Here is a 14,248-nt window from a genome sequence, read left to right as displayed (position 1 = left end):
ACAGTAAGCATTAAAGTGAAGTCCTCAGTCCAAATGAAAATAGCTTGCCCGGAGGAAGGTTGAAGCCACTGGTGATATATTCCGGATCGATACCCTTTTTATTCGCCCTGTAGATAATCCCCAGGTTACCCACATTGGCAAAAAGGTTCAGCGTTTTAATTTTGAGCCTGCCGAGCATCCTTTTTTCAAAAGCATAGTCCAGGTTGATGTACTGGATGCGGACGTGGTCCCCTTTTTCGATCAGCACCTCGGCATACTTATAAAAAGCATCCCTGGCCGAAGGATTGGGAAATACAAGGGAAGGCACGTTGGTAAGCAGCTCATCGCCCGGCGAGCGCCAGCGCTGCTGGAAATCCGCATGCCCGTTCCAGGAATCAAAAAGGTTCGTATAATCAATACTCTTGCGCCTGAAATAATAATCAAACTTGAAACCCATGCTAACAGAAAGCGTCAGCCCTGCGTAGCTGAAATTGTTCACCAGGTTACCAAAATACTTTGGCAGCGCCGATCCATGGTACCTCAAATCCCCGACCTGGGTCGCAGGTCCGATCAAAGCATTATAATCCCGGCTCGCCACCCCGTTGACAAAACCCATCGGATCGCCCGTCAGCGGGTCCAGGCCGGCCCACTTATAAGAAAAAACAGCATAAACCGGAAGCCCTTCGATCCCCGAAACACTCGCCCCAGACTGTAGAAAACTACTCGCCAGCGTATTGGGCACATAATATTTCACCACCCGGTCCTTATTGGCCGAAAAATTCAAAGTGGTCTGCCAGTTAAACCCACCCGAAAGGTTGTTGCTATTCAACTGGATATCCATCCCGTCCCCTTTGATCTTCGCCACATTCTTTATGATCGCCGATCCTACCCCGGTGGTATAATCGATGGGGAACATGCCAAACAAATCATCGGCCTGCTTGGAATAATATTCCACACTCCCTGAAAGCCTCCCTTTCCACAGATTGAAATCCACACCCGCATTGAACATCCCTACCTTCTCCCAGCGCAGGTCAGGATTGCTATATTTATCAAAAACCGCATATGGCGATTGCGTAAAGGCCGAAATCCCCGGATAACGGATCGTACTCACCCCCACCATACCGGGGTCAACATTTCCGCTCATCCCATAAGTCGCCCTCAGCTTCAGAAAATCAACAAAGTCAACTTTAAAAAACGGCATCCTGGTGACATCCCAGGCTATCCCCGCGGACCACAATGGCCGCCACCGGTTATTGGTCGAAATCCCGAACACATTTGATGCATCCGTCCTCGCACTCGCCGAAACCGTATAGGCATCCCGGAAAGTGTAGGCCAGGTTGGCGAACTGGGAAATAAAGTTATTACGCTTCAGATCAAAGCTCGTCCCGTTCTGGATATAGCTGCTCCCCCCCGTCACAAAATTAGGGTAGAGGCGGGCAAAATCCACCAGCCCGGCATTCAGCTTATCCGTATCCAGGCCATATACCCTGGAAGAATTGCCATTCGTTACCGCCCTTCTCCATTCAAAACCCACAAGTGCCGAAACCCGGTGCTCCTTCCAGCTTCCGGAATATTCCAGCTGCCCCCTGTACTGCTCGGATTTAAGCCTACTTTCCCTGCTGTCCAGGATCGCCCCAACCGGCACAGGATAAACCACTGCGCCTGAAGCCGGCACCTGGGTAAAGGAATTGATATAATCCCGGGTATAATACGCCTGCTGGCCCTGCAGCAGCTCTGAAGAAGTCCGCTGTTCCTCGATGCTGTATTTTAAACTCGTCTTGAGCCCAAAGGGCAGCCTGTAGCTCAAATCAAAGTTCGCGTTCAGGTCTTTCAGTCCCGAAGAGTTATCCGTATGCAAATAATCCAGCAAGGGATAATATGACCAGTCCAATAGGCGGGCCGTCTCCGGAGAGGACAAATACGTCTCCCGGTATTGCTTGGTGATTGGCAGCGGATTGCCCGCCCCGTCAGCAAACCTGGCATAAGGATAAAGCCCAGAATAACTCACGATCTCCCCGATCCCCTGCCTACCTCTTTTTACCCGGGCGTCTGAATAAGTGAATATGCTGCTGAACTGCAGGTTCTTCATGATATTGAACGTATTAGAAAACCGCAGCGTGGAACGCCTATCAGTGAGTCCAAGGTTATCCGTATTGCGGTTAAAGCCCGCCGAAACAGACCAGCTGTTGCGATCCCCGCTCCCCGAAAGGCGAAGCGAATACTGCTGGTTCAGCCCCTTGTCATACACATAGCGGTCAAAATCATCATACGCATCAAACGAGGAAAACGTTGCCCTGGAATCCGCCAGCTGCTGAACGGAAAGCTTACCCTCTGATTGCAGTAACAGCAGTTCCACAAAAGGCGTCAGTGGCTGCTTATAGAAGGAATTCACCGCGCTGGTATAATACCCCTTCCCAAACAAAAACTCCTCCACCCCTAAAAAATCAGCTGAGCCCATCCGCTGCTCATAACCCAGGTCAGGCTTGTCCAGTACGCTCACCGTAGTACTGAAATCAATCGCCAGCGGCGCATTGAACCTGGACCTCTTAGTGGTGATTACAATCACCCCGTTACCTGCCCTGGCACCCCAGATCGAGGCCGCCGAAGCATCCTTCAGCACCGTAATGCTTTCTACATCATCCGGATTGATATTACCTAAGTCACCTGAATAAGCGAAATCATCCAGAATAATCAGCGGCTCCTTCGGCCCCCTGATCGTACTTAGCCCCCTGATAGATATTCTGCCCTCGGTGCCCGTCGCCCGATCCACATTCAGCCCATTCCCAATCGCCTCCAACCGGTCCAGCACATTCCTGCCCACCTGCTGGCTGAGCTGCACAGTGGTCACCTTCGAAAAAGACCCCGTAGAACGCGTCCGGTCCAAGAGCTGATAACCCGTATTCACCGTCACATCCTCCAACTGGTTTTCCACCGCGTCCAGCCCAATGAGCAGCGAACCCTTCATAGGCACCAAAAAATCCAGCACTCCAGTAGCAAAGCCCACCGAAGATACTGAAGCCCGGTATCGCCCGTCAGGCAAAGCCGCCGAAAAATAACCGTCAGAGCCCGTCGTCACCACCTTCCTGAACCCGCCGGAAGAAGTGATCACCACAGACCCATACGCGATCACAGCAGAATCCTTATTATTGATGATCCTGCCAGAAACCACCTGCTGGGCCTTTGCGCTCAAAGCCAAACACCAGGCCAGCGCCATAAACATATATATCCTTTTCATTTCCTTCATTAATCTAAATTCACCATCTGGTCCCTGATCACCCCATAATTTAATTCCGAATACCCTTCAGTGAGCCTCATCCCGAAGCCCGATAACTGCCTGTTCAAACCCTCCAAAAATCCACCCCCTGAATCCTCCGCAGGACCAGGCCACGAAAGTTCCAATGAAACCAACACATCCGAAAAAGTCCCATACACCACAGTCCCCGAAACCAAACCCTTTTCCTTCAGCAAATAAACTAGCTCCCTCATCCTCACCTTTTCAAACCGTACCCTCCTCCTCTCCGCACCGCCATCAGCAGCGGACATAACTCCAACATGGCTCTCAGCAGCACCGCCCCTCACCTTCCCCGCAACCTTCACCCGGGGCAGTTTCGTACTGTCCACCACCCCCAGCGAAAGCGTCTTCACCCTTCTCTTTTCCAAGGCAAACCGGAAAGGTGAAAAAGTATTCAGGTCCGCCAACATCAGCGAATCAAGCCTTGAGATCAGCGGCCCGGAGACCGAAAACTCATAATTAAAAAAAGTATCCTGCAACAAACACCTATCCCTCCCTTCATACACCAGCCTGTCCGAACCGTGGAAATCCTTAGTTTCAATCAGAAACTCAGCAAACAATTTCTTATAGATATACCAGAAAGGCAGGTTGGTAATCGCCAAACCAGAATTCAGCCCGGTAACCTTATCCTTCCGCAACAAAAACCCACTCGGAAGCCCCGCAACTTTGCCCTTAGTCAGCAGACTATATTTCATCAGCCCAGCAGCAGATAAATCAGGAGAACTGAAAAGCGGGAGCTCACGGTCAATATCCAGCACATTCCGGATCCCCGATACCCCATCCCCACCAGAAAGCACCAATGAAATATTATCTTCTGTCAGCTCATCCCCACCCGTCACCGCCATCACCTTTCCACTCCCATCAATCCACACATAATGCGGGATCAGCCGCTTAAAAAAAAGCCTGTTCAGCAGCGTATCCGAATTGACATACCGGAAAACCTCTCCATTCTCCGCAAGCCGCCGGGAAAGTAACCGCTCCGCTTTCAACGGATCTTCATTGTTCACCAGCACAAACGAAACCTCCTCACCAAAACGCTCCTGTAACTTCTTCGCCTTGGGAAATCCCGCGATACAGCCCCCGCACCAAGTCGCCCAGAAATCAAGAATAATCAGCCGCCCCTTCAGCTCCCGCAGCCTTAACACCGCCGGTTCAAAACCCTTCCCCTTCAACACGCCATCGCCACCACCACCGCCACCCACCCTTAGCGACCTGAAAGGCACATCCCACAAATCATCAGGAATCCTCTGGCCGACAACCAACTCATCGGCCGAACGAGGAACCTGCGCTGAGGCCATATTTGCGTAAAAGGCCAGAACCAGCGAAAAAAAAGTAAATATCTTCATTGATCTACCATGAAATAAAAGGCATAGCTCTCCCCTTACGATAGAAATCGTTGTTTGTTTCATAAAAAGTTTGGTTTAGTTGATTAAAGGAAAAAAAGAAAAACACCAAAAAAAAGAATGCAGGAAGGCAAAACTAAATCAATCATTAAAGAACCTATTTTTTCAAAAAAAGACCCCCTGCACCCCCAACTGCTCAAACCGGATTCTTGGGCTTCAAAGCAAAAAGCCGATCAAAAGGATAACACGCAAATTTGCCCATGCCATTAGATGTTAAAAATTAGACAGAAATAGAAAAAATTAAAACAGAAAAAAACCAGGAAAAAAGAGAAAAAATAAAGCAAAAACCAGCCTTACCACATGAAAAAACATGCAGATACAGTAAACCGTATTGGTAATTAGAAAAAGTTGCTTAACTTGGCAAATGCGATAACCATAGTAATGAACCAGGACTAAAAAGCCATAAAGGCTGGTCCCGGGCAAAATATAACCAAGCGAATCTGAAGCGTGCTCTCAACCACACAACAGCCTCACCTTTCTTCGGCTATTTTTTGTCCCGGAATTTCTTAGTCCATCATTATGAAGGGGAACAAATAATGTTCTTTAAAAAGAATTTGAGGGAATAAACAGAAACCACTTCGTGGAAATGAATCACTTTGATTGTGCTTAATTTTTTCGTTTTCATAAACGGTCGTTTTTATGTAAAACGATGCAGGCTCAATAAAAGCAAATGGGAAACCTTATTGAAAAGAAACCAATAGGGCGAAACTCAATGCTTTCGAGTGAGGTACCGCTAAGAACCACACAAACCGAGGTTTGTGTTCCACAAAAGACTAACATGAGCTCCGCCCTATTGAATATAAGATATCACGAAGATAGCAAAACTCAATAGTATTGGCGAACTCACGATCAGCTCATGTGGAAATTTAGCGGTTTTCACTCATGAGAGACATCGTTAAAGCCAGGTTGCCCCAACTCTATTTGTCGCTATAAATAACTGATAACAAATATAGTAATAATAATATAATTAAAGAATTATTTCTATTAATTATTGATAAAATGATATGGATGTTGCTTTCGAGTATGCTCAACAATTGGAACGTTACATGAAACGTTTCGGCCTGCATGATGTAGATATAGCGCATCTAGCCAAAACGAATAGTAAGGCTATATCGGGCATCTTAAAAGGGCAGAAAGGAGCCGTTTTAAAAACTCTAGAAGGAATCTCAAATATATTTGGCTTAAGATATTTCGAGTTTGGTAATCCAGATTATCCTCTTCCCTCTTCTGAAACTATTCCGGAAAATACTAAGCAAAGAATAGCATACCGCAAAAAAAAAGGTTTGCATAGAGAAAAGACTTATAGCCATAACGCTGTCAATGAACAAATAAAAGCGATTTTGAAGACCTACAAAATTGGTAGTGAATTTTTAGCAGAAGAAATTGCCAATAACATCCTAAGCAAATTTGGTGAAACTTATTCTGTAAGTGAGATTGTTGACAGATTCAAAAAAACTTTCAAAAGCAACATTGAGAAAACACATAATAAGGATAATGCAAGAGAAGGTCGTGGCCCCAAGCCAAGCTACTACAGACTGGTAAAAAAATGAACTGTCTATTATTAAAAAGCACTTTTTTTTTGCACAATCTTTTTCTAATAATGCTGACATCAAACTCTATTTTTTTAATTTTACATCTTAACATTCGAAGCATAACACGATGAAGAGTTTTAAGGAGCTTAGTATTCATGACCAGAAAAACGATAAGAAAAATTTAATACGTTTTTTGGATTTCTTGGAAACAACCACTAAAGGCTCCTCGAAGATTACCTCGGCATCTTTCCAGACCTGGATCGTGTAAGGAGTTAACAGAAGCGTACAAAACGAAGTTTAGAAACACCATAGAACCGTTGATCACCATCGCAGCCAACAATGGATTCACCTATATGTTTTAAGCAAAGTTGCCAACCATTTAAGTTATCAATTACCGGGTATCAAAGCGAACCTTACTTCCCACCTTGATATTACATTAGCCGCTAACCATTCCTTTGATCAACCAACCTTAACCGATTGATGATTAAGTTCCTATCCGCTTTAAAGGACACTTTCCATCCCTTTACGCCGATATAAACTTAACTACTCCTTCATCCCCTTCACAACAAAACTGAAAAATCAGGCCCATAGAACGCGGACACTAGCTAACGTAATCATTTAGTGACATTTATGTATTCCTTTTAAGAATAAAAAATATTAAATTGCACTAACCAACCTATTTTTTATGAAAAAAACCTACAATTGCGTCATTGTTGACGACGATCGGTCGGCTATTGCCATCCTCACCGACCACATCGGGGAATTCCCGAACCTGCAAGTACACAAAACCTTTACCAAACCCCTTCACGCCCTGAGCGAACTCAGCCAGGCCCAAGACATCGACCTGATCTTCCTCGACATTGACATGCCAGGGCTCTCCGGCATCCAGCTTGCCGAAAACCTCCAGACCCAATCACCCAACATCATTTTCACCACAGCACATGACGGATACGCCCTTAAAGCCTTCGACGTACGGGCACGCGATTTCCTGCTCAAGCCCATCGAACTCGAAACTTTTGCCAAAGTAGTCAACAGGGTATTAAAAGAATGTTTTGTGGAGAAAATCAGAAAATCCGGTTATGAAGACCTGGCATTTTTCAGACCCGGGGAGCGCGGAAGAATTGATAAAATAGATTTATCCAGTATCACCCACATCAGGGCAGCGGGTAACTATGTAGACGTTTTCACCGAAAGCGAGCGACATAACAGCTACATGACCATCAGCGAACTGACCGACATGCTCTGCGTGAATGATCAGTTTTTCAGGGTACATAAATCCTATCTGATAAACGGTTCCTACGTAACGCGTATTGTAGGGAACGTCGTTTATCTTGGGAAGCATCCCATTCCGATGAGCAAACCCTATGACAGCAGATTCCGGGATTTGATTGCCCAAAAAATCTGGGTCTCCAGGAGAATCTAGCTCTTTTTCGGAGACGGCTGAGCGCCAGGGTTCACCCCGGTACCGGTAACAATAATGGTGATACTGGTTTCGGTCGGGTCAGTACTCATCCCTTTTTTCTGGTCTCTGGAGCGGTAAACAAATACTGTTTTTTTGCTCAATCTTTGGTGGCTGTTGTGTTTCATATGGGAAACTTAGCCCCCTAAAAAACCATTCAAGAACTTATTACGCAAGGCTTATGCTGACTTACGCAAGAACAATATCCAACTTAAAGAATAATCTCAAAAATGTCACTTTTCATGCCGGATGCTGGAGCATTTATATGACCTATGAGTCCCTGTCCATCGCATTTGCGACAGGCACATTCAGTAAAATTATCTTTTACCTTCTGCATTACGCGGTCAACATCCTGCTCTTTTATGCACACGCCAAGATTGTTCTTCCAGCAGCACTCAAGCACAGAAAACACCTACTGTGGAAACTGCCCTTGTTTATAGTCCTTGAAATCGCGGTATTCATCGCCTGTAAATACTGTTCAGATCTGGCCATCTCCTATATCCTCCCCGAAATGCAAAGCGGAAAAGTATTGTTAGATGAGCGGTTTATCTATGGAGGCATCTGGCGCAGCATTTATTTTATCTTCCTCTCCTCCGGTTATTATTCCCTTATCAATTATCTAAAAGAGCGCGATAGGAGAGAATTATCGGAAAAGAACATCCTTATCGGGCAGCTAAAAGCCAAACAAACACAGATAGAACTGCACCATACCAAAAATGCATTTCTCCGTGCCCAGATCAACCCGCATTTCCTTTTCAACACCATTAGTTTCATCTACAGCAAGATCCATAAAAGCGATCCCACAGCTGGCAAAGCACTCGCGCTGCTATCCAGGATCATAAGATATGCCCTGCGCAGCGGCAACGAACCATCACTGGTCAAAATCTCAGATGAGATGGAGCAGATCAAAAACCTCATTGCCTTATGGGAAATGCGCCAGGAGGGCGGGCCAACAGTATTCCTTTTAAAAATAGAACCGCAGCTCGAACAGCAAAAGTTCATACCACTGGTCTTACTCACGCTGGCAGAAAACATGTTCAAGCATGGAAACCTCAGTCACCCGGACTATCCCGCAACGCTGAATATCCAAAGAGACGAGACCTGCCTCTACATTCAAACCCGTAACCTGGTCAGCACAGGACTGAATGACAGCGGAGACCATACCGGACTGCAAAACATCAGGAAGCGCTTGCTGCTGAGCTACGGACCACAGGCCCAAATCCAGCATTATGCACTTGGAAATCAATATATCGTGAAGATAAGAACACCACTTGAGCCTCTACCCGCAGAGAATGCGTTCCCAAACCAAAATATCGGTCCACAATAAATGAAATAAAAAATCAACTATATTCTGATTATGACAAGGCTACGAAACAACCTCTCAACATGCTATTTAACTATTGGCCTAATTAGTTTTCGCTCGGGAATATAGCTGTATGAATTAAAAAAACGCACCAAGCCATCGAAGGCAATTTTTACTTTGTCAACAATACGACCGGCCAAATGAGATTTCGTGCCGTATTTGAAAAATATAATTTTCACTGAATGCACGCAGTACCTTAAAGCAAGCGCTATGATTGCTATCTTTCACAAAATCGATGACTAGACCGAGCCTTTCCTCGCTTAAGCCACCCCTTTTGAGGAAAGGATTGGTTAGGGAAAGCGTCAAAATTAATCTACCGCCATTTAAGAAATACTATTATTGTTCAGCTTGCGTGTGCTTATAATGTTTAAAATAATCCAATAGACTAACCCATTGAATACTAAAAACAAAATTAGTTTCATGAAGTAGCCTAAAATTAACGGATAAAGTAAGAATGAAAAATCAAAAGCCATATAATCTCTATGGAGGCTCGTAATTATTATCGTTAACCTTTCTACCTCAAGTATCCATAACAAAAGAAATCCTATAATTAATCTTAAGTACCTTTTTTGCCTAAATGCTTTAATCCAAAGTGTTTGAGTAACTAGAAATGGGATCAGAAGTTGAAACCAAAATGTAAAGGCATAGGAACCAAACATCTCATTTCCACTAGTAAACATGTAACTATCCGTACCAAAATAACCTTCCAAGAACCAAATAATAAAAGTCATTGTATATAGAATTCCTGCGATCCTTGTTATCCAAGTAACCACAATGTCCATTTCTTTAAACAATCGCTGTATAAAAAAGAAATAGCACACACTCCAAAATCCAAAGCCAAATAACTGGATAATTGAGAGCTTTTCAATAAAAGTTAATAGCATGATTATTATTCTTTATATATTAATTTAGATTTCAATTATAATAAAAAAGAGCCATAAACTTTTATGATCCATATCTATTGGATCCCTTTCTAAATAGTATACACCAACCATACCATAAGCAAATGCAGTAAGAGCCATGGCCACGTTAATTGGGTTTCTCCATTGAGCCTTAACCTCTGCACAAACAAATGATCGATAACTTCAACAAATTCACTCTGGAGGATTGCTTTCCTCAGGAACTTATCTGTCTTATCAATCAATTCTTTATCCGTATTTATTTTTATTAATTTTATAGTACAAAATTAGCACGGATGTCGATTTGAAAACCAACCCAAACTGCTTAAGTGATATCCAAATGTGTGGCCATAACCGACTTTAAGCACAGCCAGGGAATTCTATCTGTTTTCATCATACGCAGCGCCTGTTAAGGCACCATTATGATTCTTCCAAATTTACCCGACTTTTCCGCTTCCCGGTGTGCACTTTCGGCATCAGCAAGTTTGAAAACCTTATGGATCGGAACTTTGATTTTACCCTCAGCAACTAATCGAAGGGATTTTTCCAGCAAATCCGCAACAAACTTTTCCTGCATCACCGCACCAAGCAAACATCCGATCACAGTAAGCCTGTGTGAAAGGATATAAAGCGGATCAATATAATTTCCGGTACCGGCACGTCCGGCGATCAATACCACTTTGCCACCATTTTTTACTGCCTTGATTCCGTCGATCAAAACCGCTAAGCCTACCGTATCTATAAAAACATCTACCCCACTTTTATCTATATTGCTGACCTGGTCATGAATCGCCGTTTCACCACTTACAATTGTCTTCCAAACGCCTAATTGTTTTAATGAATCCAGTGTATCAGCACTTCTCCCTGTGGCAATCGTTTCAATTCCCTGATGAGTCAAAAGCTGAACAACCGCATTGCCTACCCCACCCGTCGCACCACTTACTAAAACACGCTGCCCTGATTTTATATTACTCAAATGAATGGCCAGCGCAGCAGTTCCAACCCCAATGAATGAAGCAATGGCCAGCTGTGCGTCCATTCCCTCCGGGATCAGATAAGTTGCGGAAGCATCCACAGCCCGCAGTGCTGCATGTGACCCTGACCAGCTAAAAGTGATTACTTTTTGCCCCAATTTAAAACTGCTCACATTGGCTCCAAGACCAATGATCTCCCCGGCTGCCGCATAACCCACAATATAGTTTTCAGTTGGAGGCGAGGAAAGTAGGCGATTGGTCAGGTCCCCGCCTTCAATGCTGATGGCCTCAACTTTAATAAGTACCTGGTTTTGATCCGCAATCGGATCCGCCACGTCGATATAGGCAAACACTTCCGGCCCACCATTCTTCGAATATACTGCTGCTTTCATTTTTTTTATTTTTTTAAATATGCACCCTACCTTAATATTCTGGAAATATCCATCCAAAGGATTATAAAAGAGAACAAAATTTCCAGCCAGTCTGCGTTTTTTAATTTCACATTTTACAATAAATACAGAATTTTAGCTTAGTTAAGTTTTTCTATTTCTACATCCGACATAATTGATCACATTGAGAAATATTTAAAGACATCTTATCATCAATTAGTGCTCTGAACTTTAAAAAAGTTGAACACTTTCCAAATAAACGCTAATTGATTTCGATTCCTGAAACTTTAACATTCTTTTCCATAATATTTAAGATTTAATTATGGTGCGCAAAAAGGTTCAGGTTTTGTGCCAAAGCGAAAGGAGGAACGCATAGATGGATTCAAAATGGAAAGGCCACAGGAGGGTTTATGCCGGGAATTCCTTTGCGTGCCGCAGCTGAACCTTAAATTCGTGGCAGAATTGGATTGATCAACTCTCCTAACCCTATCCAGCCAAGCCCTCCTGAAAACCATCACCATCGCCAGTATCCCAAAGCCATTTCCTACCCAGGGCGTAACGGCTATCCCATAATGACTGATGAACCAACCACCAGTTGCCGTACCGAGCGAAATCCCAAGATTTCCAAATGAAGTCTGCAGACTGTTCGCAAATTCCTTAGCATTCTGCGCCGCAGATATCATTTACCCACGCCAATCAAAAAAATGTCCATACATCACGCCCCAAAAGCCGACCACCGGCGCAATACTAAAAAATGAACCACTAAAATACTGGAATGCAAACGGCACCAGAAAAGGACTTGCAAGAAAAAACAGCATCGCGCTGAACATATGTTTTCTTAATAAACGGCCCACCAGAAAGTTAGAAATCACCCCCATCACACCAAACAACAGTAGCATGTAGCTGATCTGTGGAGCAGCTAAGCCCATCGCTTTGGAAAGATAATCCGCGAAATAACTATAAGAACAAAACCAGGCCGGGATCAAAAATAAGTTCAGTCCAGTTCCCGCAAGAAATCTTGGCCTCCGGAGTATACTCAACTGGCTTTTAAAAGACTTTACTTCCGTGTTCAGCATTGCAGGCAGTCCTTTACAAATGATTATTAAAGTCAACAAAATCACTACAGCCTGAATCATGTAACTGAACTGCCAGGCATAAATACTGGCTATAAAGGTAGTAAAGGGAATTAGTGTCACCTGCGCCAGCGCGAAACCACCTATGATTCTAAACGCAAATGTTAATACTTAAATTTTGGATATGCCTATTGTTATTAATACCTATTGCAGCCGCGATCCGATAGGTAGCCACATGTGGAAAAAGGTTCGATTCTATGATATTGCGTACAATATGGAAGCCTGTCCAGGATACCACTTAGAGTTACTTTGCGGCAGTGACACTAAAGATAAAAAATCAGGTTATATATTAAAACTTTTGAATATGAGGCAACTATTATCTTTACTGAGGCGACAAGCCATTAATTTAGTAGCTGGATTAACTTGTTGCAATAAACCTATACAAATCAATCACTTTTCAGCAGTTAACACTTATCAGTATCTAAGAATATTTCAATGAAAGCAATAGGATTTAGAAAATCATTACCAATTAGCGAAGAAGAAAGCTTTATCTCCTTCGAAACAGAAAAACCTGAAGCCAAAGGCAGAAACCTGCTGGTTAAAATCATCGCAATCAGCGTCAATCCGGTAGATTATAAAGTCCGGCAGAGCAGCGCAAAAGATAAGGTACTTGAGCAAACCAAAATAATTGGCTGGGATGCGGTAGGTATTGTTGAAGACACTGGAAGTGAGGTTACTTTATTCGAAAAGGGAGACCACGTATTATGCAGGTGATATCACCAAAAGCGGCAGTAATGCAGAATATCAGCTGGTGGATGAGCGCATTGTGGGGAGAAAACCCCGGAACCTTTCCTGGGCAGAAGCCGCCGCCATGCCCCTAACCCTTCTCACGGTCTGGGAGCTATTTTTTGACCGGATCCGGATCAATGAAAGTGACAGCGGCAGATCATTGCTTATCATCGGTGGCGCGGGCGGTGTTGGATCTATTGCCATTCAAATCGCGAAGCGGATAGACGGATTAACCGTCATCGCTACCGCCTCCCGTACAGAAAGTGCAGAATGGTGTAAGCAACAGGGCGCAGATTTTGTAGTGAATCATCAGAACCTTGTTGAGGAAGTTCAACAGGCCGGTTTTCGACAGGTAGATTTTATAGTTGACTTCGTAAACGTCAATATGTATTGGGATGCCATGGTCACCCTTGTCAAGCCACAAGGTCAGATCGGATCGATCAGCGACCCGGTTGAAAGTGTAAATTTAAGGGCGTTAAAAGGAAAAAGCGTCAGCTTTCACTGGGAGCTGATGTTTACCAGATCAATGTTTCAGACAGAAGACATGAGCCGTCAGCACCACATTCTGAAACAAGCTGCGGCCCTTTTTGAAAGTGGAACAATCACCTCTACAATCAATCAGTGCCTATCTGAATTTAGCACAGAGAATCTGAAACGGGCCCACGGGTTGCTGGAAAGTGGTAAGTCCATCGGTAAAATAGTCATAGAATATTAATGCGTCCAGCCGGATACTTTTGAAATTGCAACCTGAGTCATTTGGGCCGCTATCCTGTCTGGAATCCCGATTAGCTTCTCTTAACAGTTGAGCTGATTTGGATTCCAATATATACGAATAAGGCTCTGGGTATGAATCGCGTATTCGACTATTCATGCACCAGAACAATTTTCCCGATATGTTCGCTGGACTCCATCAGTTCATGCGCCTGGATAACATCCTCAAAACTAAAAGTTTTGTAAATAAGCGGTTTCAGTTGACCAGTGTCCAATAATGGCCACACCTGCTCCTCAATTTCTTTTGCCAGCTGTTTTTTGAATGTATATTCCCTTCCCCGGAGCGTACTTCCGGTAATGGTCAACCGCTTTTTCATCATTTCGG

12 protein-coding genes are annotated in these 14,248 nt (G+C 44.1%); 5 read left to right on the top strand and 7 right to left on the bottom strand.

Annotated elements, in window-relative coordinates; all coding sequences use genetic code 11:
* Positions 1-10: 10 nt before the first annotated feature.
* Both OQZ33_RS22850 and OQZ33_RS22845 read right to left on the bottom strand, forming a co-directional pair.
* Positions 11-3,214: a SusC/RagA family TonB-linked outer membrane protein gene (locus OQZ33_RS22850; RefSeq protein ID WP_265801828.1), complete on the bottom strand. Its 3,204-nt coding sequence runs from the start codon at positions 3,212-3,214 to the stop codon at positions 11-13.
* A gap of 8 nt (positions 3,215-3,222) precedes the next feature.
* A complete protein-coding gene (locus tag OQZ33_RS22845; RefSeq protein ID WP_265801827.1) occupies positions 3,223-4,680 on the bottom strand; it encodes a TlpA family protein disulfide reductase in 1,458 nt (485 codons plus the stop codon).
* A gap of 998 nt (positions 4,681-5,678) precedes the next feature.
* Between OQZ33_RS22845 and OQZ33_RS22840 the strand changes: the two genes are divergently transcribed.
* Both OQZ33_RS22840 and OQZ33_RS22835 read left to right on the top strand, forming a co-directional pair.
* Positions 5,679-6,224 carry a hypothetical protein gene (locus OQZ33_RS22840; RefSeq protein ID WP_265801826.1) on the top strand — a complete coding sequence of 182 codons (546 nt, stop codon included), beginning with the start codon at positions 5,679-5,681 and terminating at the stop codon, positions 6,222-6,224.
* A gap of 667 nt (positions 6,225-6,891) precedes the next feature.
* A complete protein-coding gene (locus tag OQZ33_RS22835) occupies positions 6,892-7,629 on the top strand; it encodes a LytR/AlgR family response regulator transcription factor (protein ID WP_265801825.1) in 738 nt (245 codons plus the stop codon).
* On the opposite strand, the gene OQZ33_RS22830 is transcribed toward OQZ33_RS22835, so the two are convergent.
* Entirely contained in the window at positions 7,626-7,793 is a 168-nt protein-coding gene (locus OQZ33_RS22830) for a hypothetical protein (protein WP_265801824.1), read from the bottom strand. The genes OQZ33_RS22835 and OQZ33_RS22830 overlap by 4 nt on opposite strands.
* A 53-nt stretch (positions 7,794-7,846) precedes the next feature.
* Between OQZ33_RS22830 and OQZ33_RS22825 the strand changes: the two genes are divergently transcribed.
* A complete protein-coding gene (locus tag OQZ33_RS22825; RefSeq protein ID WP_265801823.1) occupies positions 7,847-8,992 on the top strand; it encodes a sensor histidine kinase in 1,146 nt (381 codons plus the stop codon).
* Between the two features lie 1,344 nt (positions 8,993-10,336).
* Here the strand turns inward: OQZ33_RS22825 and OQZ33_RS22820 are convergent.
* From OQZ33_RS22820 to OQZ33_RS22810, 3 genes are all read right to left on the bottom strand, one after another.
* Positions 10,337-11,293 carry a quinone oxidoreductase family protein gene (locus OQZ33_RS22820; RefSeq protein WP_265801822.1) on the bottom strand — a complete coding sequence of 319 codons (957 nt, stop codon included), beginning with the start codon at positions 11,291-11,293 and terminating at the stop codon, positions 10,337-10,339.
* A gap of 317 nt (positions 11,294-11,610) precedes the next feature.
* A complete protein-coding gene (locus OQZ33_RS22815; RefSeq protein ID WP_265801821.1) occupies positions 11,611-11,973 on the bottom strand; it encodes a hypothetical protein in 363 nt (120 codons plus the stop codon).
* A complete protein-coding gene (locus OQZ33_RS22810; protein ID WP_265801820.1) occupies positions 11,974-12,366 on the bottom strand; it encodes a hypothetical protein in 393 nt (130 codons plus the stop codon).
* 492 nt (positions 12,367-12,858) lie between these two features.
* On the opposite strand from OQZ33_RS22810, the gene OQZ33_RS22805 reads away from it, so the two are divergent.
* Positions 12,859-13,137, top strand: a complete 279-nt coding sequence (locus tag OQZ33_RS22805) for an alcohol dehydrogenase catalytic domain-containing protein (protein WP_265801819.1) — start codon at positions 12,859-12,861, stop codon at positions 13,135-13,137.
* Positions 13,091-13,867: a zinc-binding alcohol dehydrogenase family protein gene (locus OQZ33_RS22800; RefSeq protein WP_265801818.1), complete on the top strand. Its 777-nt coding sequence runs from the start codon at positions 13,091-13,093 to the stop codon at positions 13,865-13,867. Before OQZ33_RS22805 ends, OQZ33_RS22800 begins: the two co-directional genes overlap by 47 nt.
* Positions 13,868-14,015: 148 nt before the next feature.
* Here OQZ33_RS22800 and OQZ33_RS22795 read toward each other — a convergent pair.
* On the bottom strand, positions 14,016-14,248 hold a 233-nt coding region (locus tag OQZ33_RS22795), incomplete at its 5' end, for a zinc-binding dehydrogenase (RefSeq protein ID WP_265801817.1).

Origin of the sequence: Pedobacter sp. MC2016-05, assembly GCF_026239735.1 — a bacterium.
Lineage (GTDB): Bacteria > Bacteroidota > Bacteroidia > Sphingobacteriales > Sphingobacteriaceae > Pedobacter.
This window is presented reverse-complemented; position numbering and strand designations above follow the sequence as displayed.

Coding starts and splice junctions, on each gene's coding strand:
- OQZ33_RS22815 (WP_265801821.1), bottom strand. CDS start 11,973: ATGATATCTGCGGCGCAGAATGCTAAGGAATTTGCGAACAGTCTGCAG.
- OQZ33_RS22850 (WP_265801828.1), bottom strand. CDS start 3,214: ATGAAAAGGATATATATGTTTATGGCGCTGGCCTGGTGTTTGGCTTTG.
- OQZ33_RS22825 (WP_265801823.1), top strand. CDS start 7,847: ATGCTGACTTACGCAAGAACAATATCCAACTTAAAGAATAATCTCAAA.
- OQZ33_RS22820 (WP_265801822.1), bottom strand. CDS start 11,293: ATGAAAGCAGCAGTATATTCGAAGAATGGTGGGCCGGAAGTGTTTGCC.
- OQZ33_RS22845 (WP_265801827.1), bottom strand. CDS start 4,680: ATGAAACAAACAACGATTTCTATCGTAAGGGGAGAGCTATGCCTTTTA.
- OQZ33_RS22805 (WP_265801819.1), top strand. CDS start 12,859: ATGAAAGCAATAGGATTTAGAAAATCATTACCAATTAGCGAAGAAGAA.
- OQZ33_RS22840 (WP_265801826.1), top strand. CDS start 5,679: ATGGATGTTGCTTTCGAGTATGCTCAACAATTGGAACGTTACATGAAA.
- OQZ33_RS22810 (WP_265801820.1), bottom strand. CDS start 12,366: ATGCTGAACACGGAAGTAAAGTCTTTTAAAAGCCAGTTGAGTATACTC.
- OQZ33_RS22835 (WP_265801825.1), top strand. CDS start 6,892: ATGAAAAAAACCTACAATTGCGTCATTGTTGACGACGATCGGTCGGCT.
- OQZ33_RS22830 (WP_265801824.1), bottom strand. CDS start 7,793: ATGAAACACAACAGCCACCAAAGATTGAGCAAAAAAACAGTATTTGTT.